This window comes from Lentzea sp. CA-135723 (assembly GCF_050936595.1).
GTDB lineage: Bacteria > Actinomycetota > Actinomycetes > Mycobacteriales > Pseudonocardiaceae > Lentzea.
Window position 1 is genome coordinate 3,158,710 of sequence record NZ_JBNJMK010000001.1, and the last position, 25,151, is coordinate 3,183,860.

At 68.6% G+C, this 25,151-nt stretch carries 25 protein-coding genes; 16 read left to right on the forward strand and 9 right to left on the reverse strand.

Features of this window, described 5'->3' with window-relative positions; translation table 11 throughout:
- Positions 1–110: 110 nt before the first annotated feature.
- Positions 111–734 (forward strand): DUF4360 domain-containing protein, encoded by a 624-nt coding sequence (locus ACQEU1_RS13520; protein WP_433211485.1) that lies wholly within the window; start codon positions 111–113, stop codon positions 732–734.
- Positions 735–786: 52 nt separating this feature from the next.
- Positions 787–1,431, forward strand: coding sequence for a DUF4360 domain-containing protein (locus ACQEU1_RS13525; RefSeq protein ID WP_433200215.1), 645 nt, complete (start codon positions 787–789; stop codon positions 1,429–1,431).
- 86 nt (positions 1,432–1,517) lie between these two features.
- Here ACQEU1_RS13525 and ilvA read toward each other — a convergent pair whose 3' ends face one another.
- The gene (gene ilvA, locus ACQEU1_RS13530; RefSeq protein ID WP_433200218.1) at positions 1,518–2,753 is read right to left on the reverse strand and encodes a threonine ammonia-lyase IlvA; all 1,236 of its coding nucleotides are present in this window, start codon (positions 2,751–2,753) and stop codon (positions 1,518–1,520) included.
- 87 nt (positions 2,754–2,840) lie between these two features.
- Here ilvA and ACQEU1_RS13535 point away from each other — a divergent pair, with 87 nt between their 5' ends.
- From ACQEU1_RS13535 to ACQEU1_RS13545, 3 genes are all read left to right on the forward strand, one after another.
- On the forward strand, positions 2,841–3,692 hold the full coding sequence (locus tag ACQEU1_RS13535; RefSeq protein ID WP_433200221.1) for a lytic polysaccharide monooxygenase auxiliary activity family 9 protein: 852 nt from the start codon (positions 2,841–2,843) through the stop codon (positions 3,690–3,692).
- A gap of 84 nt (positions 3,693–3,776) precedes the next feature.
- Positions 3,777–5,018, forward strand: a complete 1,242-nt coding sequence (locus ACQEU1_RS13540; RefSeq protein ID WP_433200224.1) for a ThuA domain-containing protein — start codon at positions 3,777–3,779, stop codon at positions 5,016–5,018.
- A 68-nt stretch (positions 5,019–5,086) separates the two neighbouring features.
- On the forward strand, positions 5,087–5,494 hold the full coding sequence (locus ACQEU1_RS13545) for a DUF3574 domain-containing protein (RefSeq protein WP_433200227.1): 408 nt from the start codon (positions 5,087–5,089) through the stop codon (positions 5,492–5,494).
- Here ACQEU1_RS13545 and ACQEU1_RS13550 read toward each other — a convergent pair.
- Positions 5,491–5,880 carry a hypothetical protein gene (locus ACQEU1_RS13550; RefSeq protein ID WP_394621164.1) on the reverse strand — a complete coding sequence of 130 codons (390 nt, stop codon included), beginning with the start codon at positions 5,878–5,880 and terminating at the stop codon, positions 5,491–5,493. The two genes, ACQEU1_RS13545 and ACQEU1_RS13550, sit on opposite strands and share 4 nt — an antisense overlap.
- A gap of 200 nt (positions 5,881–6,080) precedes the next feature.
- Between ACQEU1_RS13550 and ACQEU1_RS13555 the strand changes: the two genes are divergently transcribed.
- Genes ACQEU1_RS13555 through ACQEU1_RS13575 form a run of 5 tightly spaced genes read left to right on the forward strand, consistent with a single transcriptional unit; the run spans position 6,081 to position 9,820 of the window.
- Positions 6,081–6,518 carry a helix-turn-helix domain-containing protein gene (locus tag ACQEU1_RS13555; protein WP_433200230.1) on the forward strand — a complete coding sequence of 146 codons (438 nt, stop codon included), beginning with the start codon at positions 6,081–6,083 and terminating at the stop codon, positions 6,516–6,518.
- Positions 6,519–6,521: 3 nt separating this feature from the next.
- Positions 6,522–7,034: a hypothetical protein gene (locus tag ACQEU1_RS13560; protein WP_433200233.1), complete on the forward strand. Its 513-nt coding sequence runs from the start codon at positions 6,522–6,524 to the stop codon at positions 7,032–7,034.
- Positions 7,035–8,144 (forward strand): MAB_1171c family putative transporter, encoded by a 1,110-nt coding sequence (locus ACQEU1_RS13565; RefSeq protein ID WP_433200236.1) that lies wholly within the window; start codon positions 7,035–7,037, stop codon positions 8,142–8,144.
- 15 nt (positions 8,145–8,159) lie between these two features.
- Positions 8,160–9,224, forward strand: coding sequence for an ATP-dependent DNA ligase (locus ACQEU1_RS13570; RefSeq protein ID WP_433200239.1), 1,065 nt, complete (start codon positions 8,160–8,162; stop codon positions 9,222–9,224).
- Positions 9,221–9,820: a YigZ family protein gene (locus ACQEU1_RS13575; protein ID WP_433200242.1), complete on the forward strand. Its 600-nt coding sequence runs from the start codon at positions 9,221–9,223 to the stop codon at positions 9,818–9,820. Before ACQEU1_RS13570 ends, ACQEU1_RS13575 begins: the two co-directional genes overlap by 4 nt.
- Here ACQEU1_RS13575 and ACQEU1_RS13580 read toward each other — a convergent pair.
- A complete protein-coding gene (locus ACQEU1_RS13580; RefSeq protein WP_433200245.1) occupies positions 9,817–10,596 on the reverse strand; it encodes an alpha/beta hydrolase in 780 nt (259 codons plus the stop codon). The two genes, ACQEU1_RS13575 and ACQEU1_RS13580, sit on opposite strands and share 4 nt — an antisense overlap.
- Before the next feature lie 91 nt (positions 10,597–10,687).
- On the opposite strand from ACQEU1_RS13580, the gene ACQEU1_RS13585 reads away from it, so the two are divergent.
- The gene (locus ACQEU1_RS13585) at positions 10,688–11,242 is read left to right on the forward strand and encodes a TetR/AcrR family transcriptional regulator (RefSeq protein WP_433200248.1); all 555 of its coding nucleotides are present in this window, start codon (positions 10,688–10,690) and stop codon (positions 11,240–11,242) included.
- A 50-nt stretch (positions 11,243–11,292) separates the two neighbouring features.
- Here the strand turns inward: ACQEU1_RS13585 and ACQEU1_RS13590 are convergent, their stop codons facing one another.
- The 3 genes from ACQEU1_RS13590 to ACQEU1_RS13600 form a co-directional block, all read right to left on the reverse strand.
- Positions 11,293–13,902: a glycoside hydrolase family 3 protein gene (locus ACQEU1_RS13590; RefSeq protein ID WP_433200251.1), complete on the reverse strand. Its 2,610-nt coding sequence runs from the start codon at positions 13,900–13,902 to the stop codon at positions 11,293–11,295.
- Positions 13,903–14,370: 468 nt separating this feature from the next.
- A complete protein-coding gene (locus ACQEU1_RS13595; RefSeq protein ID WP_433200254.1) occupies positions 14,371–15,030 on the reverse strand; it encodes a YdcF family protein in 660 nt (219 codons plus the stop codon).
- Positions 15,031–15,048: 18 nt separating this feature from the next.
- On the reverse strand, positions 15,049–16,116 hold the full coding sequence (locus ACQEU1_RS13600) for a helix-turn-helix domain-containing protein (RefSeq protein ID WP_433200257.1): 1,068 nt from the start codon (positions 16,114–16,116) through the stop codon (positions 15,049–15,051).
- 156 nt (positions 16,117–16,272) lie between these two features.
- Here ACQEU1_RS13600 and ACQEU1_RS13605 point away from each other — a divergent pair, with 156 nt between their 5' ends.
- Entirely contained in the window at positions 16,273–16,728 is a 456-nt protein-coding gene (locus ACQEU1_RS13605; protein ID WP_433200260.1) for a glycine-rich domain-containing protein, read from the forward strand.
- A gap of 9 nt (positions 16,729–16,737) precedes the next feature.
- The gene (locus ACQEU1_RS13610) at positions 16,738–17,556 is read left to right on the forward strand and encodes a phosphotransferase family protein (RefSeq protein ID WP_433200263.1); all 819 of its coding nucleotides are present in this window, start codon (positions 16,738–16,740) and stop codon (positions 17,554–17,556) included.
- Between the two features lie 25 nt (positions 17,557–17,581).
- Here ACQEU1_RS13610 and ACQEU1_RS13615 read toward each other — a convergent pair whose 3' ends face one another.
- Entirely contained in the window at positions 17,582–19,228 is a 1,647-nt protein-coding gene (locus ACQEU1_RS13615) for a glutamate--tRNA ligase (RefSeq protein ID WP_433200266.1), read from the reverse strand.
- A gap of 103 nt (positions 19,229–19,331) precedes the next feature.
- Between ACQEU1_RS13615 and ACQEU1_RS13620 the strand changes: the two genes are divergently transcribed.
- Positions 19,332–19,952, forward strand: coding sequence for an L-threonylcarbamoyladenylate synthase (locus tag ACQEU1_RS13620; RefSeq protein ID WP_433200269.1), 621 nt, complete (start codon positions 19,332–19,334; stop codon positions 19,950–19,952).
- A gap of 17 nt (positions 19,953–19,969) precedes the next feature.
- Here the strand turns inward: ACQEU1_RS13620 and ACQEU1_RS13625 are convergent, their stop codons facing one another.
- On the reverse strand, positions 19,970–21,790 hold the full coding sequence (locus ACQEU1_RS13625) for a S8 family serine peptidase (RefSeq protein WP_433200272.1): 1,821 nt from the start codon (positions 21,788–21,790) through the stop codon (positions 19,970–19,972).
- Between the two features lie 240 nt (positions 21,791–22,030).
- Between ACQEU1_RS13625 and ACQEU1_RS13630 the strand changes: the two genes are divergently transcribed.
- Entirely contained in the window at positions 22,031–22,990 is a 960-nt protein-coding gene (locus ACQEU1_RS13630) for a hypothetical protein (RefSeq protein ID WP_433200275.1), read from the forward strand.
- 328 nt (positions 22,991–23,318) lie between these two features.
- Here the strand turns inward: ACQEU1_RS13630 and ACQEU1_RS13635 are convergent, their stop codons facing one another.
- Positions 23,319–23,900 carry an NUDIX domain-containing protein gene (locus ACQEU1_RS13635; RefSeq protein WP_433200278.1) on the reverse strand — a complete coding sequence of 194 codons (582 nt, stop codon included), beginning with the start codon at positions 23,898–23,900 and terminating at the stop codon, positions 23,319–23,321.
- A gap of 121 nt (positions 23,901–24,021) precedes the next feature.
- Between ACQEU1_RS13635 and ACQEU1_RS13640 the strand changes: the two genes are divergently transcribed.
- Positions 24,022–25,125, forward strand: a complete 1,104-nt coding sequence (locus tag ACQEU1_RS13640; RefSeq protein WP_433200281.1) for a helix-turn-helix domain-containing protein — start codon at positions 24,022–24,024, stop codon at positions 25,123–25,125.
- Positions 25,126–25,151 lie beyond the last annotated feature (26 nt).

Here is a 25,151-nt window from a genome sequence, read left to right on the forward strand (position 1 = left end):
ACCACCCACCAATTCAGTCACCCAATCGGCGGCCCGCCGCCACGCAGGGTTTCCGATATCGTCGTAATTCCGCCGCCGCACACCGCAAAAGTCACCCAGAAAGGCTGGCCATGCTGAAAAAGGTGGCGGCTGCTGCCCTCGCGCTGTCCGCGGTCCTCGCCGCGCCGGCCGCCCACGCAGCGCCCGACGTCCCCGATTTCGTGACGATCGACGTCGTCACCGTGAACGGTTCCGGCTGCCCCGCGGGCACCGCGGCCGTCGCGGCAGCGGACGACCGCACGGCGTTCACCGTCACGTACAGCCAATATCTGGCGCAGGCCGGACAGGGTTCCGGCCCCACCGACTTCCGCAAGAACTGCCAGCTCAACATCAGAGTGTCCTATCCGCAGGGGTTCACGTTCGGCATCGCCCAGGCCGACTACCGCGGATTCGCCCACCTGCAGCAGGGCGCGACGGGCACGGAAAAGGGGAGCTACTACTTCCAGGGAATGTCGCAGACCGCGAGCCGTTCCCACACCTTCACCGGCCCGAAGAGCGACAACTGGCAGGCGACCGACCGTGCCCAGGTCTCGGAAATCATCTACGCACCCTGCGGTGAGGTCCGGCACCTGAACATCAACACCGAACTGCGCGTGAACGCGGGAACGGCGTCGAAGGCGAACAGCTTCATGACGATGGATTCCACCGACAGCAGCGTGAGCACGAAGTACCAGTTCTCCTGGAAGCGCTGCTGATCTCCCGGCATCGACCGCCGCCGCCCGAACGTTCCGACAGGAAAGGTGCCCGATGCTCAACACACTGGCCGCGGCCGCGCTCGCGATGTCGACGATCATCGTCCCGCCCGGCGGCGCCCCCGGTGACACTCCCCCGCCGGACCACATCACCATCGACGTCGTGACGATCAACGGCTCCGGCTGCCGGGCGGGCACGGCCGCCGTGGCCGTCAGCCCGGACAACAAGGCGTTCACCGTCACCTACAGCGAGTTCATGGCGCAGGTCGGCCCGCAGGCCCTGCCGACCGACTTCCGCAAGAACTGCCAGCTGAACCTGCGCGTCAACGTGCCGTCGGGCTTCACCTACGGCATCGCGTCCACCGACTACCGGGGCTTCGCGCACCTGGAGCGCGGCGCCACGGCCCTGGAGAAGGCCAACTACTACTTCCAGGGCATGTCGCAGACCGAGTACCGGCAGCACAACTACAAGGGCCCGTTCAGCGATGACTGGCAGGCGACGGACACGACCGACGTGGCCGCCATCGTCTACCACCCGTGCGGCGAGAAGCGGAACTTCAACATCAACACGGAGCTGCGGGTCATGGCGGGCACGTCGGACCCGAAGAAGGTCACCAGCTTCATCTCGATGGACTCGACGGACGGGTCGATCGAGACGACCTACCACTTCGCGTGGAAGGTCTGCCCGCCCAAGCCGTAGACGCCAGAGCCGCAGTACCCGCCCGAGCCGCAGTACCCGCTAGGTGCCGGGCATCCCGCGAACGGGGTGCCCGGCACGCCCTCGCGTCAGATCAGGAAGCGGTACGCCGTCGACCCCGGCTCCACGTGCTGGATCTTGAGCGGGGACTCCTTCATCCGCCCCCACAGCAGGTCGTAGTCCTCGCGCCGGCCCAGCTCGACGCACACCAGCGCGGCCCCGGTCTCCCGGTTGTCCCGCTTCACGTACTCGAACTGCACGATGTCGTCGTCCTTGCCGAGCACGTCGTCGAGGAACCGCCGCAGCGCGCCGGGCTCCTGCGGGAACTCCACCAGGAACCAGTGCTTGAGGCCGCGGTGGATCATCGACCGCTCGACGATCTCGGCGTACCGGGACACGTCGTTGTTGCCGCCGGACAGCAGGCACACGACCGTCGCGTCCGGTGCCACGGCGATCTCCTCCACCAGCGCGGCCGAGGCCAGCGCGCCCGCGGGTTCCGCGATGATGCCGTCGATCTGGTAGAGCTCCAGCATCTCGGTGCAGACCGCGCCCTCGGACACGGTGAGCAGCTCGGCGCCGGAGTCGCGGACCATCGGGAACGTCACGTCGCCCGCCCTGCGCACCGCGGCGCCGTCGACGAACGAGTCCACGTTGGGCAGCGTCACCGGCTCGCCCGCCTGCACGGCGGCGATCATCGACGCGGCACCGGCCGGTTCGACGCCGATGATCCTGGTCTTCGGGAAGCGCTCGCGGAACCACGTGCCGACGCCGGAGAGCAGGCCTCCGCCGCCGATCGGCACGATCACGACGTCCGGGGCGCCGCCGAGCTGCTGGACGATCTCCAGGCCCACCGTGCCCTGGCCGGCGACGGTGCGGCGGTCGTCGAAGGCCGGAACCAGGGTGGCGCCGGTGGCGATGGCGTACTCCTTGGCGAGCGCGGCCGCGTCGTCGTAGGTGTCGCCGTCGACGATCAGCTGCACCATGCCCTGGCCGAGGGCGTGGATGCGGTCGCGCTTCTGGCGGGGCGTGGTCCTCGGCACGTGGACGCGGCCCTCGATGCCCAGGCGGCGGCAGGCGTAGGCCATGCCCTGGCCGTGGTTGCCCGCCGAGGCGCAGACGGCGCCGCCGAACGCGAACTCGGTCTGGCAGAGCAGGTTGAACGCTCCGCGCAGCTTGTAGGAGCGGCCGACCTGGAGGTCCTCGCGCTTGAACCACACGCGGGCGCCGGTCTTCTCGGACAACCGCTGGTTGACCTCTAGCGGCGTGGTGCGCGCGACTCCACCGAGCCGGGCTGCGGCCGCGGACACCTCATCAGCGAAGGACATGACATTACATCTTCCGTGAACGACTCGGGTCTGGCACGCGTACTCCTGGAAAGACAGGGGAGGTGCCCGGTGTTTCGCCTTTTGGGCGTGCTAACGCTGCTCATGATGCTCTCTGTGGTTCCCGCGCACGCCCACGGTGCGCCCACTGACCCGCCGAGCAGGGCTTTCCTGTGTTCGCCAGGTCAGCCCACAGCATCATCCCCGCCGTGCCGCGCCGCCATCGCGGCGGGGCTCCCGTCCAAGGAGTGGGACAACATCCGGCTGCCCGACGTGCGGGGCCTGGACCAGCAGAAGGTCCCCGACGGGCGGCTGTGCAGCGCGGGCCTCGCGAAGTACACCGGCCTGGACGCCCCGAGCGCGCAGTGGCCTGTGACCAAGCTCAAGGACACCGGCTTCACCTACAGGGCCACGATCCCCCACCAGGGCTCGTTCCGCTTCTACGTCACCCGCGCGGGTTACCAGCCGGCGAAGCCGCTGACCTGGGCCGACCTCGACCAGTTCCTGAACGTGCCGTCGCCCCCGCTCGTGAACGGCGCCTACGAGTTCCAGGTCCGGTTACCGAAGAGCCTCACCGGGCGGCACCTGATCTACACGGTCTGGCAGAACACCGACACACCGGACACGTACTACTCGTGCACGGACGTCGAGATCGCCGCCCCGGCGAAACCCGTCCAGACCCAGGCCCAGCAGCAGGCGGCCGCCGCCCCGCCTGTGCAGCCACCGCCGGCCGCCAAAGCGACGCCGCCGTCCTCGGCCACGTCGTCGTCGTCGGCACCGTCCAGCGCGAAGCAGAGCACGCCCCGGCCCGTTCCCGTTGCGTCGAGCGCCGAACAACCGCCGTCCGACGCCACCAGGATCGGCTTGTCGGCCGTGGTCGCCGCTCTGGGCGGGCTCGCCGTGCTCGGCGGGTTCATGTTGTGGCGCAAAAGAATTCTGTGAACGTACCGGTCCCCAGGAGGTCTAGACCTTCTCTACGATGATCTTCGGGCGCGCAACCCCTGCTACACGAAGGTGTGTACCCGAATGGCCAGAAAACTGTTGGCGTTGCTGGCAATGCTCGCCGCCACCCTCGTCCCGGTTTCTCTCTCGGCGGCGAGCACGGCCCAGGCGGCACCGTTCAAGGTGCTGGCGTTCTACAACGGCACCTGGGACGCCGCGCACATCGCGTTCGTCAACGAGGCGAACCCCTGGCTGACCCGCGCGGGTCAGGAGAACGGCTTCACCTACGAGTCGACCCGTGACTGGAACCGGCTGAACAACCTCACCCCGGCCCAGGCCCAGGTCGTGATCTTCCTCGACGACGCGCCCACGGGTGCGGCGGCGCGGTCCGGCTTCCAGCGCTACATCGAGGCGGGCGGCGGCTTCTTCGGCTTCCACGTCAGCGCGTTCACCCAGAACGCGAACGAGTGGCCGTGGTACCACAACACGTTCCTGGCCAAGGGCAACTTCGTCAGCAACACGTGGGGCCCGACGACCGCGACGCTGAAGGTCGAGACCCGCACGCACCCGTCGACCCTGCGGTTGCCGGAGAGGTTCACCTCCGCGGTCAGCGAGTGGTACAGCTGGGACCGCGACCTGCGGCAGAACCCGAACATCCAGATCCTGGCGAGCGTCGACCCGTCGAGCTTCCCGCTCGGCACCGACCCGAACCAGCAGTGGCGCTCGGGCTACTACCCGATCATGTGGACGAACAAGAACTACAAGATGATCTACGCGAACTTCGGCCACAACGCCATGGACTACGCGGCGAACCGGCCGTTGTCGTCCACGTTCGCGAGCGCCACGCAGAACAACTTCCTCATCGACAGCCTGCTCTGGCTGGGCGGTGGCGGCACCCCGCCGCCGCAGGGCGAGTGGAAGACGATCACCAACCGCGGCAACGGCAAGTGCGTCGACGCGGCGGGGGCGGGCCTGACCAACGGCACCGTGATCCAGCAGTACGCGTGCAACGGCACCACGGCGCAGAACTTCCGCGTCGTGGCGACGACGGACGGGTTCTCGCGGGTCGAGTACCGCAACGACCCGAACAAGGTGCTGGACGTGAGCGGCCCGTCCACCGCGGACAACACCGGCATCCACCTGTGGGACAACTTCGGTTCGACCAACCAGCAGTGGCGGGTCACGACCGGGTCCGACGGCTACTCGACGCTGACGGCGAGGCACTCGAACAAGTGCCTGGCCGCGAACGGCGGTAGCGCTGACGGCGTGCAGCTGGTGCAGATGACCTGCAACGGTTCGGCCGCGCAGAGCTTCAAGATCGGCTAGAGCGCCACCAGGTTCCCAAGGAGCGAAACACGTTCAGCCGGCCGGGTTCCGGCCGGTTGGATGTGCTCATGACGACACGACGCGCAACGGTGGCATGGCTGGTCGGCGCCCTCATGCTGGGCCTCACCTCGGCGAGCGCCGCCGGCACCGCCGCCCCGTCCCCCGGCGAGCAGTACAAGCGCACCGAGCTGTACTTCGGCGGCAACCTGCAGAACGGCACGCCCATCACCCCGGCGCAGTTCGAGTCGTTCCTCGACGCGGAGGTGACCCCGGCCTTCCCCGACGGCCTCACCTGGATCCAGGCGCACGGCCAGTGGAAGGGCGGCAAGGAGGACTCCTACGTCCTGATCCTGCTGTACCCGCTCTCCGACCGCGCCGCGAACCGCGAGATCGAGGAGATCCGGCGCGACTACAAGTCCCAGTTCGGCCAGCAGTCGGTGCTGCGCGCGGACAGCACGGACAAGGTGTCCTTCTAGGTCGAGCGTGAGCGGTTCTGCTCGCCCAGGCGGCCGGAACCGCTCACCACGACCCGCTCCCCCGGCAACGGGTCGGTGGGGTGCGGGGCGCCGAGGAACCCGTACATGTCGTTGAGCTGGTGCAGCGCCTGCACCGCGTCCCGCCAGACCGGGCAGGGCCACGCGCGGTGCCGCCCGTACCAGGTGTGGCACGACTTGCACCGGTGGCGCTCGTTCGGCTCGTGCATCCGCAGCAGGCCCCGCCACCAGGGCAGGGCAGCACGCAGCTGCTCGCGCAGTTCGAAGACCTCGTCGGGCGAGTCGGTCTGCGCGAGCTGGTTCATGGTCTTGTAGACGACGTCGATCACCGACTGGTGGAACGACCCCTGTCGTTCAGCAAGCGCCATGTCCCGGAACCTCCGCGAAGTGGCGATCAGGTGGACTTTTGTGACCGTCCCGGACCACGCGAACACCCTCCGCAGTTGAGACAGGCACGGGGGGAGTCTATGTTGGCCATTGGAGGGCTTTCAACTGGTGAAAATCCCGTCACCCAGATAGCCCTTTCCGTGGGTGGAGACGCTCACCGCGAGCAACGGGGGAGGCGGCAATGGCGGTGCAACGGTCCCTGGCGGACAAGCTCAACCACCTCTTCGCCAGACATACCTCCAGGTCAGGCCAGGAGTACAGCAACGAACAGGTCGCCGCCGCGATCGCCGACACGGGCCTGACGATCTCGCAGAGCTACATCTGGCAGCTGCGCAAGGGCAAGAAGGACAACCCGACGTTCAAGCACTTGCAGGCACTGGCAGGCTTCTTCGGTGTGCCCGTGAGCTACTTCTTCGACGACGAGGTCACCGATCGCGTCGACGAGCAGCTGAAGTCGTTGCAGGACGAGCAGTCGCGCCTGAACGAAATCGCCTCGGGCAGTGACGCGCAGCTCATGGCGATGCGTGCGGGGGAACTGTCGCCGGACCGCCGCCGCCTGGTCATGGAGCTGCTCGACGTGGTCTACCGACAGGAACAGGCCGAGCGCGGCGAAGGATGACTCGTGGCCGAACGAGATTTGCGCAAGCGGTGCCGCCGCCTGCTGAACGAGCTGGACATCCAGCCACCACTCGACGTGCACGAGCTGTGCCGGCGGGTCGGTGACCAGCGCGGCAGGCCGATCCGGCTGATCGCGCACCCGATCCCGGTGCCCGGCCCGTACGGCGTGTGGATCGCGACCGCCAAGGCCGACTACATCCTGTACCAGCAGGAGACGTCGAAGGCGCACCAGAACCACATCATCCTGCACGAGCTCGGTCACCTGCTGGCCGGGCACACGAGCGACGAGCAGGACGACGACCTGCTCGCGGGCCTCTACCCCGACCTCGAGCCGGACGCGGTGCGGCGGGCGTTGCGGCGCACGTCCTACGACTCGGACCACGAACGCGAGGCCGAGACGGTCGCGACGATCATCCTGGAGTGGGCGTCGGTGCTGGACAAGGTGGCGCCGCGCGCGTCGGAGGGCCCTGCCCGGCGCATGTCGAAGTCGCTCGCGGACCGCCTGGGGTGGTTGTAAGTGGAGTACCTGAAGGAAACCCAGGGCATCGTCGCGTTCTCAGCCCTCGCGGTCGTGCTGTACCTGCTGGTGCGCAGACCCCACGACCCGCGCCTGCGGTCGGTCACGGGTCTGGTCGCCGGCTGGGCGATCGGCTACCCGTTCGGACGCGCCGCGGCCAACGGGCGGTGGTTCCTCGGGCTCGACCCGATGGTGTGCCAGCTGATCCAGCACGCGATGCTCCAGGTCGGCGTGTACGGCCTGATCTGCTTCTTCATCTTCTCCGCGCTGGACGACGTGCGGGCCAAGCGGCAGGCGTTGTTCCAGCTGGCGCCGCTGGCGTTGTGCATCGCCGTCATGACGTGGGCGGTGCTCTCGATCCCCGACGACCTGAGGGTGGCGGCGGCGCGCGTGCCGAACTCCCTCGGCGGCGGCCCGACCGGAGTCCTCGCGATCACGGTGTTCTACGCGCTGGGCAACGGTTACCTGCTCTACGGCTTCGGCACGATGTTCGTGTGGGCGCGCCGGTACGCCCGCGGCGCCGAGCCCCGGCTGCGCCGCGGCCTGCTGATCACCTCGACGGGCCTCGCACTGCTGGTACCCGCCGACGCGATCTTCGTGGCGTCCAACGTGTCCCGCTACTTCGGCGAGCCGCTCCCCCGCTGGCTGCTGACGACCGCGGTGTGGTTCCTGTTGCCGGGCGTGCTGTTCTGCGTGGTCGGCGTGATCTACCCGATCTTCGCGATGCGGTTCGCCGCATCTCGGTTGTGGCTGCGGCACCTGCGGACCTACCACCGGCTCGCTCCACTGTGGACGTTGCTGCACCAGTCGTTCCCCGAGGACGCCCTGCACCGGGTGCCGTCGCGGCGGGACGCGGTGTCGTTGCGGGGCGTGCACCGGCGCTACTACCGCCGGGTGATCGAGTGCCGCGACGGACTGGTGCGGATCAGCCCGTACGTGGCGGAGACGCCGGAGGACCTGCCGCTGTCGGACCGGCTGCGGGCCGGGCTGGAGACGCGCCGGTCGGGTGCGGTGACGTTGCGGCGGCCGATCGCGCTCGCGATCCCCGAGGACGACGGCATGGACGCGGACGTGCGGGAACTCGAAAAGCTCGCGGTGTCGTTGCGCTGAGCTTATGGTCCCGGTGTGGACCTGCCCGTGATGCCGCCGGTGAAGCCGATGCTCGCGAAGTCCGTCCCCTCGCTGCCGCGCGGGGACGGGCTCGCGTACGAGCCCAAGTGGGACGGGTTCCGGTGCGTGGTGTTCCGCGACGGCGACGAGGTGGAGCTCGGCTCGCGCAACGACAAGCCGCTGACCAGGTACTTCCCCGAGGTCGTCGAGCTGCTGAAGGCCGCCCTGCCGCCGCGGTGCGTGGTGGACGGCGAGATCGTGCTGGTGACGCCGGACGGGCTGAGCTTCGACACGTTGCAGCTGCGGCTGCACCCCGCCGCGTCGCGGGTGCGGAAGCTGTCGGTGGAGACGCCCGCGAGCTTCGTGGCGTTCGACCTGCTGGCGCTGGGCGACGAGGACGTCACCGGGCTGACGCTCGCGGAGCGGCGGTCCAGGTTGGAGAAGGTGGTCGCGGAGGTGCCCGGCGTCTACCTGACACCGTCCACAACGGACCCGGACGTGGCGCAGGACTGGTTCACCCGGTTCGAGGGCGCCGGGTTCGACGGTGTGGTGGTCAAGGCGCTGGACGGGGTGTACGAGCCGGACAAGCGCGTGATGTTCAAGGTGAAGCACGAGCGGACGGCCGACTGCGTGGTCGCGGGCTACCGGTGGCACAAGGACGGCGAGACGGTCGGGTCGCTGGTGCTCGGGCTCTACCAGGACGGCGAGCTGCACAACGTCGGCGTGGCGAGCAGCTTCACGGCGGCGCGGCGGCGGGAGCTGGTCGAGGAGCTGGCGCCGTTGCTGAACCCCGCCGACCACCCGTGGGCGGCGTGGGCGACCTACGAGGGGCCCGGCATGAACAGCCGGTGGAACCCCGAGAAGCAGCTCCAGGTCGTGCTGCTCGACCCGTCGCGGGTGGCCGAGGTGCGGTACGAGCACGTGCAGGGCGGACGCTTCCGGCACACCGCGCGGCTGGTGCGGTTCCGCTCGGACAAGACGCCGCCGGAGTGCACGTACGAGCAGCTGGAGGAGGTGCCGCCGGCCGAGTTGGACGCGCTGTTCGGCGAGGCCGAACGGCGGCGGACAATCGACTCGTGAAGGTGATCAAGCGGGACGGCACGCACGAGATCGAGATCCAGCGGTCGCGGTTCCTGTGCCACGTCGCCCGCGTCACCTCCGACGCCGAGGCCTCGGAGTTCTTCGCGCGGGTCCGCAAGGAGCACTGGCAGGCCTCGCACAACTGCACGGCGTTCCGGACGGCGGACACGCAGCGTTCGTCGGACGACGGCGAACCCGCCGGCACGGCCGGGGTTCCGATGCTGGAGGTGCTGACGCGGCGGGACCTCGTGGACACCGCAGTCGTCGTCACCCGCTACTACGGCGGGATCAAGCTCGGGGCCGGTGGCCTGGTCCGCGCGTACGGACGGGCTGTTTCCGAGGCCGTCGACGCTCTCGGCACGTTGACGCGCGAGCGGCACGAGAGCGTGCTGCTGGCCGTGGAGCACGACCAGGCGGGGAAGCTCGAGAACGCGTTGCGCGCGGCCGGGTACCACGTCGCGGACACCGACTACGGTCATGACGTCACCTTCACCGTTCTCACGAAGGACCCGGACGACTTCGAGGTCTGGCTCGCCGCTGCGACCGGCGGTGCGGTGACCGCCATCAGGGGCGAGCCCGTGGACCTCGACGGCTAGAACTTGTCGGCCCAGGTGAGGGCGTAGTCGGCGACCTCTTCCCAGCCTTCGGTGCCCATGACGAAGTGCGGGCGGCCCGGGAACTCCTTGATCTCCGTGACACTGGCCGTCCTGTACCGGCGGGCGTTCTCGCGGTTCATCGACGCGGGCACGACGTTGTCGCTCTCGCTCGCGATGAACAGCAGAGGCGCGCGGTTCGGGTTCTTGTAGTCGACCTTCGTGGCGTTGTGGGTGGTGAAGTTGGCGGTCGCGGCCTGCCACAGCGGGCGTCCGGGGGCGGTGATGGCCCACTTCTCGCGCAGGGCCTCGGCTTCGGCCTCCGGCAGGGTGTTGGTGAAGGCGAAGTGCCACTCCTCGGCGGTCAGGGCGACGTTGCGCTTGGCGTTGGCCGGGTTCTTCAGCACCGGGAACGCGGCCTTGAGCGAGGAGAACGGCAGGCCCAGCGTGCCCTTGGCGGGCGCGGAGTGGATCGCGACGCCTGCCTTGCCGAGGCCGCGGTCGAGCAGCTTCTGCGTGATCAGGCCGCCGAACGAATGGCCCATGATGATCGCGTCCTCCGCGTTGTGGTCGCGGATGAACTTCTCCACGTGGTCGGTGATCTCGACGACGCCGAGGCCGTTCGCGACCTCCGGGTGCGCCCGCATCTCGGCGACCTCGCCGTAGCCGGGCCAGGTCGGGGTGAGCACCTCGTGGCCGGCGGCCTCGAAGCGTTCGGCGACGTTCTTCCAGCTGCCCGCGGTGAGCCACAGTCCGTGAACCAGCACGATCTTCGACATGTCCGTCTCCCTCAGTTGTGGAGAACGATCGTTCTCCGGCATGAGTGCTAAGGTAGAGAACGAGCGTTCTCCAGAGCAAGGGGTTATCGGCGTGACGACGGACACAGAGGCGCGGGAGCGGGTGCTAGAGGCCGCTGACCGGCTCTTTTACGCGAAGAGCGCGCACGCGGTCGGCATGGACGAGCTGCGCGCCGAGGCCGGCGTCTCGTTGAAGAAGCTCTACCAGCTCTTCGACGGCAAGGACGCGCTGGTCGAGGAGGTGCTGCGGCGCCGGGAGGAGGCCATCACGGCGGCGACCATGCAGTACGTGGCGCGCGCGGCCACGCCGGAGGAGCAGATCCTCGCGATCTTCGACTGGATGGCGGACTCGTCGGGGACGACGGACTTCCGCGGCTGCGCGTTCATCAACTCCTACGCGGAGCTGGGGCCGTCGTCCGACCGCGTGACGGCGGTGGTGCGCCACCAGAAGTCCGGGGTGCGGGGCGCGATCGCGGCGATGGTCGCGGGCCTGGGCAAGCCGGAGTGGGTGGCGGACTCGATCTTCCTGCTGTTCGAGGGGGCGATGACGAACACGGCGATCACGGTGTCGTCGGAGCCCGCGCGGCAGGCGCGGAAGGCGGCGCGGTTCCTCCTGGAACAGTCCTGACGGGAACGAGCCCCCGCCGGTTTCCCGGCGAGGGCTCGTTGTTCGTGCGGTTACGTGCAGGGCAAGGCGTCTGGATCAGCTCCCGCCTTGGGCACCCAGCGGATGTTCGCGAACGAGGCCTGGAACGCGCCGTCGGTGTAGACGAGGAACGGCGTGTTGACGAGCTCCAGGTCCAGTCCCTTGTCGGAGAAGCAGGAGACCGGGATCTTGACGGTCGACTTCTGCCCGACGGGGAGGTTCCGGAACGCCTGCGTGGCATCGATCTCGGCCATGCACGGGTACTGGCAGTGCGAGCTGATGACCGTGCGGTTGGCCGGGGCCTGGTGCACGATCACGTCGAACACGATGGCCGAGTTGGCGTTGCCGTACCCACGCAGGTCGCTCGGCGCGGGGCTCTGCAGGTACACCTGGCCGGGGCCGGTGCCGGTCCACGTCGTCTTGAGCGCGTCCTGCTGGACGTTGACGTCGGACTGGACGACGTTGATCTCGGCGTGCGAGGCCTGGCCGTCGGGGCCGATGACCGTGCCGCCCCAGTTCTCCGCCGAGCCGATCATCGACTGGTAGGGCGCGATGTCGGTGCGGTTGAAGACCTCCAGGTCCTCGGTGGCCGTGCCGCCGCCACCGCCGGAGCACAGGGCGCCGGGGCTGGTCTCGTCGAGCTTGCCGACGCGGCCGGTCTCCCAGTCGCGCAGGCCGTAGCCGAGCTTGAACAGCGGCTTCTTGGCGGGCTCACCGGGCAGCGCCGGGCAGGCCTCGCCGGGCCACGAGTAGGACAGCTTGCCGCTGAACCCGTTGTGCCGGCCGCGGATCAGCAGGTCGGCGATGCCGCCGCCCTCGGAACCGGGCAGCCACGCCGCGACGAACGCGTCGGAGCGGTTGATCTCCTTGTTCATGTAGAGCGCGCGGCCGCCGACGTAGACGGTGACGACCGGCTTGCCCTTGCCGGAGACCTTGTCCAGCACGGCGAGGTCCTGCGGCTGCAGGCGAGCGGCCTCGAAGGAGCGCTTGCCGAGGTCGCCGACGCCCTCCGCGTACGGGGTCTCACCGATGACGGCGATGACGGCGTCGAACTGCGACGCGTCCACGCCGTCCGCGGTCGCGGAGAACGTCACGTTCGAGGTGCCCAGGGTGTCCTGGATGCCCTTGAGGATGCTGGTGGCGTTCGGGAAGTCGGCGTTGGTGTTGCCGGTGCCCTGCCACGACAGCGTCCAGCCACCGGTCTGGTTGCCGATGTTGTCGGCGCTCTTGCCGACCACGAGCACCTTGCTGCGCTTGGACAACGGCAGCACGCGCTTGTCGTTCTTCAGCAGCACCGCGGACTCGCGCACGGCCTCGCGCGCCAGTTCCTTGTGCTGCAACGCCTTCGCGTCACCGGCGTGCTCGCGCAGCGACGGCTTCTTGGCCTCGAAGATGCCGGCGCGCAGCTTGACGCGCAGGATGCGGGTGACGGCGTCGTCGATGCGCGCCATCGGGATCTCGCCCTTTTCGACGGACGCGATCGTGTTGGTGATGAACGCCTTCCAGTCGTTCGGCACCATGAAGATGTCGAGACCGGCGTTCACCGCCTGCGGGCAGCCGCCGTTGGTGCAGCCGGTGACCTGGCCGTGGCCGTTCCAGTCGCCGACGAGCAGGCCGTCGAAGCCCATCTTGCCCTTGAGGATGCCGGACTGCACGTACTTCGAGCCGTGCACCTTGCCCTCGTTGATGACGTCGTTCGTCCAGCTGTTGAACGAGATCATCACCGTCTGCGCACCTGCGGCGAGGGCACCGTAGTAGCCCTGGCCGTGCAGGTTGATCATGTCCTTCTCGGAGAAGGCGTTGACGCCCTGGTCCTTGCCGCCGGTCGTGCCGCCGTCACCGAGGAAGTGCTTCGCGGTGGCGATGACGCCGTCCTCGCTGATGCGCTTCTTGGCGTTGTCCTGCAGACCGCGAACGGCCTCGTAGCCGTAGGCACGCGTGATGCGCGGGTCCTCGGAGAAGCCCTCGTAGGTGCGGCCCCACCGGTCGTCCTGCACGACGGCGAGCGTCGGCGCGAACGCCCAGTCCTGGCCGGTCGCGCGAATCTGCTCGGCCGTGGCCTCGTTGATGTCGCGGATCAGGCACGGGTCCTGCGTCGCGCCCAGGCCGATGTTGTGCGGGAAGACCGTCGCGCCGAAGACGTTGTTGTTGCCGTGCACCGCGTCGATGCCCCAGATGGCGGGGATCTTGGTGCGCGTCTGCTTCGAGGCCTCGAAGAAGGCGTCCGCGAGCGCCAGCCACTCCTGCGGCGTCGCGTTCTTCTTGGCGCCGGGCCAGCTGCCGCCACCGTTGAGGATCGAGCCGAACCCGTAGGTCGTGACGTCGGCAGGCGTGATCGCGTTGATCTCGGGCTGCGTCATCTGGCCGACCTTCTCGGCCAGCGTCATGTCCTTGAGGATCGCCTTGATGCGCGCCTCGTCCTTGCGGTCGCCGTCGAGCTGGCTGTCGACCTTCGGCCAGTCCTTGAGCTCCGGCAGGGACTTCTCGATGCGGGCACAGCCGTGCTCCGTCTTGGGCTGCCCGATGACCGGTTGCGTCGGCTTCGGCGGCCAGTGCTGCGCGTCCTGCGCGACGGCCGCCGAGGTCGTGCCGGCGGCGAGCGTCAGCCCCAGCACTGCGGCGAGAGTGCTTCTCCAATGCATGCCGCCGATCCTCAACGGCGTGTTACGTCCACGTCAATGGGAACGCTCTCACGACTTTGTTCCGGAAACTTTCAGGACGAAGTTCCCATACCGGGCCGATGGGTTCGGTTGGGTGGGGTTGTGGGGTGTTGGGGCGCTCTGTTGGGCCCTGGTGGTGAGGGTCGGGTGGGTGCTCGGGTGCGGGTTGCGCCGGCTGGTTCCGGTTCCTGCGGGTTGCGCCGGCTGGTTCCGGTTCCTGCGGGGTGGCCGGGTTGAGCTGGTCACCTTTGTGGATTGGTTGCGTTGGGCCCTGACGAGCGTGGTTCAGTCATCGCCGCTTCGCGACGATAGAGATTGGGGCTGTACGTCACCACACCGGTTTGACGGCGGTGAGGGGGAAGGGCGCCTCGCCTGCGGCATTGCGCTCGGCAGCCCTACCCCGGTGCCTGCGCTCTGTCGGGCTCGCCTTCGGCTTCGCCGTCGTGGCGGTCAGGCGTGCAGCATGCGGCTGTCGAACCCTGCCTCGATGAGGCGTCCGTACGCGGCCAGGACGTCTGCCGGTACGTCCTGTTCCACGGCGAATCCCTGCTTCGGGTACTCCACCACTCGTTGCAGATCGCCTACGAGCATGTCGACGACGAGCTTCTCGTCGCCGATCGACTGAACGTAGTCGTCGAACTTCAGTGCCTCCGAGGCGCAGAAGACCTCGACTTCCGGCCACACCTTCCGGCACGTGGCATAGGCGCGGCGTTCCATGTAGGGCTTGGAGATGAGCAGAACCGAGCGCGGCTCGTGGCCGTTGGCGGTCAGGAGCGCGCGCGAGAACGTCACGTTCTGCCCGGTGTTGCCCGCGTGCGGCTCCACGAGCATCGCGGTGTCCGGAACGCCTCGCGACAAGGCGTGCTCGCGGTAGTGCACGGCCTCGCCGCGCGGGAAACGGGCTGCCGTCGTCGGGCTGTTGCCGCCGCTGAAGACGAGCAGTGGGAACAAGTCCGCCCGGTACAGCTCGGCCGAGTAGGTCGCCACGCCCAGGTCGTGGCTGCCGAGGCCGATGGCCACGTCGACCGGGCGCGGATCGTGCCCCATCTGGTGATAGTCCCAGATGGTCTCCGCGTCGCGCCTCTGCTCGTCGGTGATCGGCCTGCTCACGGGTGGTGGACTCCTAGTTCACGTGCTCGAAGGCGCTGCGGATGGCTTCGATGCTGGCCAGCTGATGAGACATGCCGAACCTACGTGACGTTCCGGCAGCCTCTTGGAGCAGTTGAAAGCCACCTGCTGAGGTCTCGTGGTCGGACAGCAAGATGTGGGCGCGCGCTGTCTGCAGGCGGACTCGCTGCATCGGGGAGTCCGAGCTGTTCTCGAGGGCGATGTCGATGTAGCGGATCGCTTCGCTGAGCCGACCGGCCCGCGGTGTGCGAGGGCCAACTTCTGGTGGGCGACTGACCAGTCTTCTGGTTCTTCCAATTGTTCGAAGCGGCGGATTGCCTCGGTCATCACCCTTGTCGCGTGCTCGTTGGCGCCCTTCTTGCTCAGGGCTGTTCCCACCCACAGGAGGGCACGTGTGCGGTCACGAGGGCTCAGGCGAGAGTCGCAGGACAGGGCCTCGTACCTGGTGGCGGCCAGTTCCAGCCGTCCGTTCATCTCCTCCACGACCGCGAGCGACAACTCGATCTGCGCTGTTCGGCGTGGCACACCCAGGTCGCGGAACAGCTGGTGCGCGCGGCGGTAGGTGTGCGAGGCGGACAGGGGTCCGTGCACATCGCCCTGGTCTCGTTGCAGGTCGCCCAGCAGGACCAGCGACCGGGCGTGCAGGTGCAGGCCGTGACCGTCGAGCTCCAGCGGCGAGAAGCGCCGGAGCCAGCGGTCGACGAGGCTGCCCGCGAACGTGAAGTCCTGCTGGGTCAGGCACGCCGCCGCTCGTCCCAGGTCGTCGGTCCAGGTCTCGTAGTCCCATTCCTTCGGGCAGCCGCGGTAGTAGTCGCGCACCGGCGTCTCGCCGTCCTGCCGCAGCAGCAACTCGAAGCGCTGCTTGGCTTCCGCATCCGCCGCGGACAGCGCGGTGTCGAGAATGGACTGCATGAACGGGCGCGGCGTGGTCCGAGCTCCGAGCGACTCCCACTTGGTCACGGTGCGGACGCCAACGCCTAGACGTTCCGCGAACGCACGCACGCTCAGCCTCAGCGCGCGCCGGAGCACGCCGGCTTCGCGGCCCGTCCAGTGAGCCAGAGACCCCATGGCGCGACCTCCTCCCGGCCTCATGGAACCAGGTGCGCGCGTGCCGGCGCACCGCAAGTGCCACGGAAGTGCCACACCGGTTCATTCCGCTCGATCCTGTTCGCGAACAGGCTGGTCAGCAGACATCAACACCCGCACGAGGATCAGGAGAACCCGATGGCCGCGACCACCTGTGCCCCCTCGGCCGTGCCGACCGAGGTGCGGCACCGCCTGCGCCTGCAACTGACCTCCGAACATTCGATCACCGTGGTCGAGGCCGATCGGATCGTGACCGACACGATCAGCTTTCTCGCGGTGTGCGCCGCCAGTCCGCACAGCCGTTTCCGGCCGAGCAGGCAGGTCGACCTCGGCTGGCACCAGTTCATCCTCAACACCCGTGACTACGCCGACTTCTGCGAGAGGGTCGCCGGAAGGTTCATCCACCACGTGCCGGACGAGTTCGACGCGCCGGTGGGGCGCGCGACAGCGGACGTCCTCAGCCCTACTGTGGACGCGATCAAGGCCGCCGGGCTGCCGTTCCACGCCGAGTTGTGGCTGAGCGGCAGCGGCCGTTGCTCGCAGTGCCACGCGGGCTGCACCGACTGCGGCCAGGGCGGCGGGACCGCGAACTGAGGAACGTTGATGAGCAGCCGCCTCGATTGGCAGGAGTTGCCGGCCGACGTGCGCAAGGCCGTTGAGGACCGCACAGGACTCGTGCGGAACGCGGAGAGCGCCTCCGTCGGCCGCAACTCCGCGTTCGCCGCGTCGCTGCACACCACTGACGGGCCGGTTTTCTGCAAAGGCGGTCCAACGGACAGCCCGCAGGCGGTCATGCACCGCAACGAGGCCGAAGTGAACCCGTTTCTTCCGGCTGAGCTCGCGCCGCGCTTGCTGTGGCGTGTCGAGCAGGACGGCTGGCTGCTGCTCGGCTTCGAGCACGTTTCCGGGAGGCACGCCGACCTCTCCCCCGGTTCTCCCGATCTCCCCTTCGTAGCGAGTGCCATCGAGAAGATCGGCACGGTCCAGCCACCTGCAGCGCGACGAATGATCGCCGATCACTGGGAAGCGGCACTCGCGAACGAGCCTGCCAACGAGTGGGCGGCACGAGCACCGCGTCACATGCGCGGTGCGACGTTGGTCCACTCCGACCTCAATCCGCTGAACATCCTCGTCTCCGACACCGCTCGTGTCGTCGACTGGGCGTGGTGGCGGATCGGCGCGGCTTGGATCGACCCGGCGTTCACCGTCGTACGACTGGTCGCCGAAGGCCACAGTCCCAGGCAGGCCGAAGAGTGGGCCGCGCAGTTCGAGGAGTTCAGGAAGGCGCCCGCTGAGGCTGTCACCGCCTTCGCGGCGTCACTGGTGTGCTTGTGGGGACGGAAGTTCACGCACACAGCGGCCACTGAGGCCGCGAGGACCTGGACGGAACACCGGAAAGCGAACGGCCCCCGGCTCCGGTAGGAGCTGGGGGCCGTTGCGGGGGTGGTCAGCCTGCCAGGGCTCGCACTCGGCGGAGGACCTCGTCGGTGCCCAGGGTGCGGGCCACGGCGTGCAGGTCCGGGCTCGCCTTCGAACCGGTGAGGGCCACGCGGATCAGTTGTGCTGCCTCGCGGATCGAGCCCGGGTAGGCGTCCGGGTTCTTCTTCAGTTCCTTCGGGTTCGGGGCGAAGCCGTGCTTGGCGGCGAGCTCCCGGATCTGGCCGAACCACTCCTGGCCGTCTTCGAGGTCGGCGTAGCCGTCGGCGAAGTCGGCGGTGAAGGCGGCGATGAGTTCGGGGGCGAGGCCGCCGAGGCGCTCGTCGGCCTTGTCGGAGACGAGCGGGAAGAGCGACGGGAAGAAGAAGCCGTAGGCGGTGCGGAAGTCGGACCACTTGCGGAGGTCCTTGCGCGGGTTCGCGACCTCCGGGCCGCGTTCGACCTTCAGCGCCGCCAGGGCCGCGTCCCGCTCGCCGGCGAGAACGGTCACCAGTTCCTGGTCGTAGGTCGCGGCCCACGCCGAGACGCGCTCGATGATCTCCTCGCCGGAGAGGGTGGCGACGTAGTCGGCGCAGATGTCGTCGAGCTTCACGAGGTCTACCAGCGGGCCCGCCACGCCGCACTCGGCGAGGTTGATCGGCGCCTGCAGGGCCTCGGCCAGGGGCATGTCGGCCAGGCGGGCGTTCACCAGGCCGCGCAGGTAGTACTGGACGGCCTCGGCCGGGAAGCCCGCCTCGATGAAGAACTCGACGGAGGCTTCCGGGTCCTTGCGCTTCGAGAGCTTGCGGCGGGAGCCGCCCTGCTGCTTCATCAGCGGCGCGATGTGGGCGTACTCGACCCGCTCGAAGCCCAGGGCGTCGAAGAGCTGCAGGTGGGTCGGGACGGAGGAGATCCACTCCTCGCCGCGGATCACCAGGTTCACGCGCATCAGGTGGTCGTCGACGGCGTGCGCGAAGTGGTACGTGGGCAGGCGCGGGGACTGGTCGGAGGCCTTGAGGATGACCACGTCGTTGCGGTTGGCCTCGTGCTCCAAAGTGCCGCGGATGGCGTCCACGAACGACGTGCGCTCCCCCGCCTTGCCCGGCGAGCGGAAGCGGACGACGTACGGGCGGCCCGCCTCCAGAGCCTCGGCGACGTCCTCCGCCGTCTTGTCGCGCCAGATCGCCCAGCGGCCGTAGTAGCCGGTCGGGAGCTTGGTGGCCTGCTGGCGCGCGGTGATGTCCGCGAGCTCTTCCTTCGTCGCGAAGCACAGGTAGGCGTGGCCGGAGCGCAGCAGCTCGCGCACGTAGGTCAGGTAGATCTGCTCGCGCTGCGACTGGTGGTACGGGCCGTACGCGCCCACGGAGTCGGCCTCGTCGGGCTCGATGCCGAAGTACGCGAACGCCTTGTTGAACTGCTCGACGGCGCCGGGAACCTCGCGCGCCTGGTCGGTGTCCTCGACGCGCACGATGTACGAGCCGCCCGAGTGGGTGGCGATGTCGCGGTCGATCGAGCCCACGTAGAGGCCGCCGATGTGCAGGAACCCGGTCGGCGACGGGCCCAGGCGGACGACCTTCGCGCCTTCAGCCAGCCCGCGGGGCGGGTACTGCTCCTCCCAGAAGGACGGCTCAGGCAGGTCCGAGGGGAACAGGGCGTCGACGACGGCACGGTCGAGCATCGCTGGGGGTCTCCATAACCGGGGTGGAAGAAGTCGTCCCAGGTTAGCAACGTCGGCCAGCCGAAATGCCGGCCCCCGGATGATCGGCCTAAGCTGCCGGGTCATGGCCAAGTACCTCGACGTCCACCCGGTCAACCCGCAGAAGCGCGCCATCGACCAGGCCGTGCGGATCCTGCAGGAGGACGGCCTGATCGCGTACCCGACCGACTCCTGCTACGCGCTCGGCTGCCGGCTGGGCAACAAGGACGGCATCGACCGCATCCGGGAGATCCGCAAGCTCGACGACAAGCACCACTTCACGCTGATGTGCGAGAACTTCGCGCAGCTCGGCCAGTTCGTGGTGGTGGACAACGCGGTGTTCCGCTCGATCAAGGCCTCCACGCCGGGCAACTACACGTTCATCCTGCCCGCGACGAAGGAGGTGCCGCGCCGCATGATGCACCCGAAGAAGAAGACGGTGGGCGCGCGCATCCCCGACCACGTCGTCACGCAGGCGCTGCTCGAGGCGATGGGTGAGCCGCTGCTCACGTCGACGCTGCTGCTGCCCGACGAGGCGGAGCCGCTGATCGACGGCTGGGAGATCAAGGAACGCCTCGACCACGTGGTGGACGCGGTGATCGACTCCGGGGAGTGCGGCACCACGCCCACCACGGTGGTGGACTTCTCCAGCGGCGAGGCCGAGATCATCCGCTACGGCGCGGGCGACCCGGCACGGTTCGAATAACAGCCGCTTTCAGGAAACTACGACACGACCAGCGCGTAGTCGGCGTCGGTCGCGGCCGTCTCGACGTGACCGTCCACGTTGACGGCGGTCGCGATCACCTCGATCGTCCAGGTGCCCGCGGCGGTCGTCTGGAGCAGCACGTTCTCCACGGTGTCGACGGTGTTCGCGGCGCCGCCGGCGGTGGAGTAGTTGCCGGCCAGCAGGCCGTTGTTGCCCCAGTAGACGGTGCCGTTGGGGGCGGTGACCTTCAGCGTCAGGTCGTTGACGGTGGCCTTGGCCGCGGTCGGCGAACCGGCCGGGTCCGTGTAGGCCAAAGTCGCGCGCAACGGCGTCTGGCCGTTGGACGTGAACGTGTACTTGCGCGACTGACCGGTCGTGAGCAGGTCGGTCTCGTTCACCAGCACGGGCAGCTTCCAGCCGCCGGCCTTCGCACGGTCGTACATGTTGCGGACGGACGCGGTGCCCCAACCCTGGTGCGTGCGCGTCTGGTCGTGCGTGGTGCCGGAGAACGTGTGCTGGTTGGCGGTGTTGACGAGCAACGCCTTCGCGGTCGCCGCGTGCGGACGCGCCGTGAACACGTCACGGCCCTTGCCGGGGCCGCCGTCGAACACGCCGTCCGCCCACATCTGGAACATCAGACCGGCGTTGCCGCAGGTGATCGGCGTGGCGCCGGACGTGCCGCCGAACGACGTCGTGTACGCCGTGTCGTTGGTGGACGTCGTGGTGTCGATGCGGTCGTAGTAGTTGGAGATCTCCGGCTTGATGCGGCCGTCGGCGGCGGGGCCGATCGACGCGCCGCCGTTCCACTTGTCGTCGGCGCGGTCGAGCGTGTTGTAGTGGTAGTGCCCGCCGACGGACAGCACGTTCTTCGCCCACGCCTGCGGCCGCGAGCTCCGCGTGCCCGCGTTGCTCTGCGACTGGCAGATCAGGATGTCGTGGTCGAACACGATCCGGTCCATCTGCTGCGAGATCGAGGTGTACGACGTGGTGAGCGCGTCACCCCAGCTGTTGGACTGGAACACCGCGCGGTACTGGCCCGCCGGGTCGACGAGCTGCTTGGTGTGCGTGTAGCGGTCGCCGGAGCCGTAGATCGCGAAGATGCCCTGCGCCTCGGGCAGCAGACCGCGGTGCGCGGACGAGACGCCGGACGCGAAGATCTGCCCGTACGTCGACGTGCCGTGCGAGGTGCTCGCCGAGTTGCCGGTGTGCATGACCGGCGGACGCGCGCGGAACTCCTGGTGCGTGGTGCGCAGGCCGCCGTCCATCACCTCGCCCCGCACGCCCTGGCCCCGGTAGTTGCCGACGCTCTCGATGTAGTTGGCGCCGGACGACTCGCGCGAGATCGCCATGTCGGTCTCGGGCGCGGACGTCGGGTCGATCGCGGCCACGGCGGGCAGCTTCGCGAGCTGCGCCGCCTGCCCCGCGTCCAGGTTCGCGAGGATGTGCTCACGGCTGGCGGAGATGGTGTTCATCTTGCCGCCCAGGGACTTCACCTCGTCGGCGACGACCTGCTGGTCGCGTGCGTCCTGCTGCACCAGCGTGATCAGGTAGTCGGCGGAACCGAGCGCCATGATCTGCGGCTGGGCCTGGAACGGCCGCACCTCGCGCACGTAGCTCAGCCGCGAGACGCGCGTGGTGCTCGTCATGCGGGCGAGGTAGGTGCCGTTCTCCACGAACGCCCCGAGCCGCACGCCGAGGCCCTGCAGCTGGTGCCGCTGGCCGTCGGACAGGGTCGTGCGGAACTGGAGCAGGTAAGCGCTCTCCGCTGGTGCGGCGACTGCAGGAACGCCGCTGACCAGCGTGAACGCCGTCGCAACAGACAATATTGTGCGCAGCACTAAGAAAACCTCCATCGGCAGGGGTGGCGGAGACCGGAGGGAGTCACCGCCCGTGACCAGCACGTTACCGGTAAAGGCCTGGTCAGGACATCAGTCGTTCGGCGGTGATCATCTTGTCCGCCGGTGTAGCAGAATTCGTTCGCCCGCCACCGAACACGTTCACCTGGATGGTGCATCCGGAGTAACGTCCGATCAGGTAAGCCCGACATGCCCGGCAAAGCATTTCCGCGCGGAGGACGGATGTCTGTCGCACCTGAGCAGCTGATGGAAGAACTGCGCACCCTGTGCCGGGGGCGCGGTGTCCAGACGCCCGGTATCGACTTGCACGTCGGACCGGCGTTGCGCCAGGTGTGCGGCATCGTCGAGTCGGACGGCGCGGAGGCGGTGCGGCAGAAGCTGCGCGACTGGGTCGCGAACGCGGCGCGCGCTTTCCCCGTCGAGGTCCGCAACGCGGTGCTGGCGCCGCTCGGGCTGCACGACGACGCGCAGTTCCGGTTCCTCAACGAACGCATCGAATGGCTCGCGAAGCAGCAGGACAGGGGCGCGCGCACGGTCCGGCGGCGGATGGACGCCGGACTGCAGCGCCTGGTGGAGGTGGCGCTGCAGCCGGCCCCCTCGACGACGCACGTGGCGCCGTCGGAGCTGTGGCACGTCAAGGAGTTCGACGCGCTGCTCAAGCTGGACGGTCCGACGCCCGCGTGCACGGAGCGCCGGACCGTGGTGGCCGACACCGACGGTGTCAACGAGATCGCGTGGTCGATCACGATCCCGTCCCCCACGCCCGACGGCGCTCCAGGCGACCTGGACGTGGAGGTGTTGCACGGGGTGGAGCTCATCGGCCACGAACGTCCTTCGCCGCGGCGGTTCCTGATGAAGCTGCGGTTGCCCCGACCCCTCAACGCGGGGCAGACGCACCAGTTCGCACTGGAAGTGCGTGTGCCGCGCGGACAATCGATGCGTCCGACCTACGTGTTCTGGCCGGAGCGGATGTGCGAGTCGTTCCGGTTGCGGGTGCGGTTCGACCGGGACGACCTTCCGGACGCGGTGTGGCGCGTCGAGGAAGCCCTCGCGCGCGACACCGACGACCTGTCCCCTTGGCCGCAGGCCTTGCCGCTGGACGAGATCGGGGAGATCGACGTGATGTTCCCTCATCCGCGTCAGGGCAGGGGTTACGGCGTGCAGTGGACCCCTCGGGACTAGTCCGGCTGATCAGATCATCTCGATGCAGAAGTGCGGTTCCACGGCTGACACCTCCCTCGAAAGGCTGGGGGAGAACCGCAGTCCGAAATGGAGTCAGATCACCGTTGCAATGAAGACACTACCGACCATGAATCCCACGAAAAGGCAGATGGCGGCAACCTTCATGACGGTGGCGAGAGAGCAGATCATTCTCATCGAGAAATTCACCTCCTCAATCTGACTGGCATTTCGGCTGTGTTCTCGCCGATGCCTCAAGAGTGGCTTTCCGCCAGCAGATTGAGAACGGGTTTCCTGTTTCACGCCGAATGTGGAAACCCTCGGAAACGCTTTATTGCAGGCTCTTGCGGCGCAACGCCATCACGAGCAGCGCGTGCGAGCTGCCGGCGTGCGGCAGCGCGCCCTGCGCGACCAGGTCGAGGGCGTGGCAGAACGGCATGGTGCGGACCCGCAGGTCGGCCTCTCCCGGCTCGAGCGACGGTTCGCCCTGGGTGAGACCGGTCGCCAGGTAGATGTGGTCGACGTGGTTGCTGAGGCTGTCCGCGCCGTGGATCTGGCCGAGCGACTCCCACTTCGCCGCGCGCAGCCCGGTCTCCTCGGCGAGCTCGCGGCGGGCGGCGGCCAGCGGGTCGGCGTCCGCCTCGTCGACGGCGCCGCCGGGCAGCCGCCATTCCGTGCCGCCGTGCGTGTAGATCCACTGCCGGGTCAGCACGACCTCGTCGTCGTCGCGCAGCGCGAGAATCGTGACCGATCCCGGCGCGACCACGTGCGTGTAGACGTCCCGCCCGCCGTCGGGTCTCACGACGCTGTCGGAGCGCACCTCGAACCAAGGCGACCGGTGGATCACGTTGGTCGCCAAGCGCTGCCAGACCATCACCACACCAGCCGCCTCGTCGGACCGCGTCATCACCATGACTCACATGGAACCATCGCCGACCGGTTCAGTTAGCCCCAGTTGATCGTCAATCTCCGGCCAATAAGTGGACATTCGGCATTGGCAACTTTGTCCACGTCCACACTTCCGGGGGAGGGGGGTGAAGTCGTTGTCGCCCACGTTCGGCCAGGAGGTTCGCCGCCTGCGCAACGAGCGCGGGATCTCGCTCAGCCAGATGACCGGTCACGTACCGTACAGCAAGGGACACCTCAGCAAGATCGAGAACGGCCAGGTTCACCCGAATCCCGAAATGGCCAGGCTCTTCGACTCCGTCCTGCAGGCTGACGGTCACCTGATCGAGCTCGCGGACGCCCCCGCGCGCCCGATTCCCAGTGACCACACCACGCTGCTCACGTTCGACTCGATGTTCGACCACCACCGCGCGCTCGGCCACCGGCTGAGCCCTGACGTGGTTTTGTCCAGTCTTCGTCCACAAGTGGACGTGCTGAGCTCCATGGCCCGCTCGGCCGACGACCCCGGCCTCGGCCGCGGCCTGTGGCTGCTGGCCGCCCGCTACGCCGAGTACGCGGGCTGGATGGAGCAGGAACGCGGCGACGACGCCTCCGCGGCCGAGCTCACCCGCCGTGCCGTCCAGTACGCGTCCAAGGGCGGCGACCCCGACCTGGAGGCCTACGCCTACGTCCGCGCCTCGGAGTTCGCCCTGTACCGGGGTGACGCGCACGCCACGGTGGCGTTCGCCCGCAAGGCGGGCAAGTCCCGTTCGACGGCCGTGCAGGCCGTGGCCGCGCAAAGGGAGGCGCAGGGCTACGCGCTGGCCGGGGCCGCCGACCGCTGCCAGGCCGCCCTCGACCGCGCCGACGAGCTCCAGCGCGCCGTGAGCGAATCCCGTTACGGCACAACGAGTCTCATCGACCAGGTGGCCATCGCCCGAGCCTGGTCGTTCCACGACCTCGGCCGCCACGCGGAGGCCGCCGGCATCCTCGACACGCAGATGCCGCTCATCGCCCCCGACGCCCTGCGCGCCCGCACCCGCTTCGGCCTGCGCCGGGCCCTCGCCCACGCGGCGGCGGGCGAGGTCGACCACGCCTGCGGGCTCGTGGTCGACCTGCTGGACGACATCCGCCAGGTGCAGTCCGCGACCGTCCACATCGACCTGACGGCGTTCAGCAAGCTGTTGTCCCGCTTGCGTCCCGCGGCCGGCCGCGAGGTGGCGGCCGAGATCGCCGAGATCCTCTTCGCCTAGCGGTGTCCCGGTTTCGGGTGCTCGGG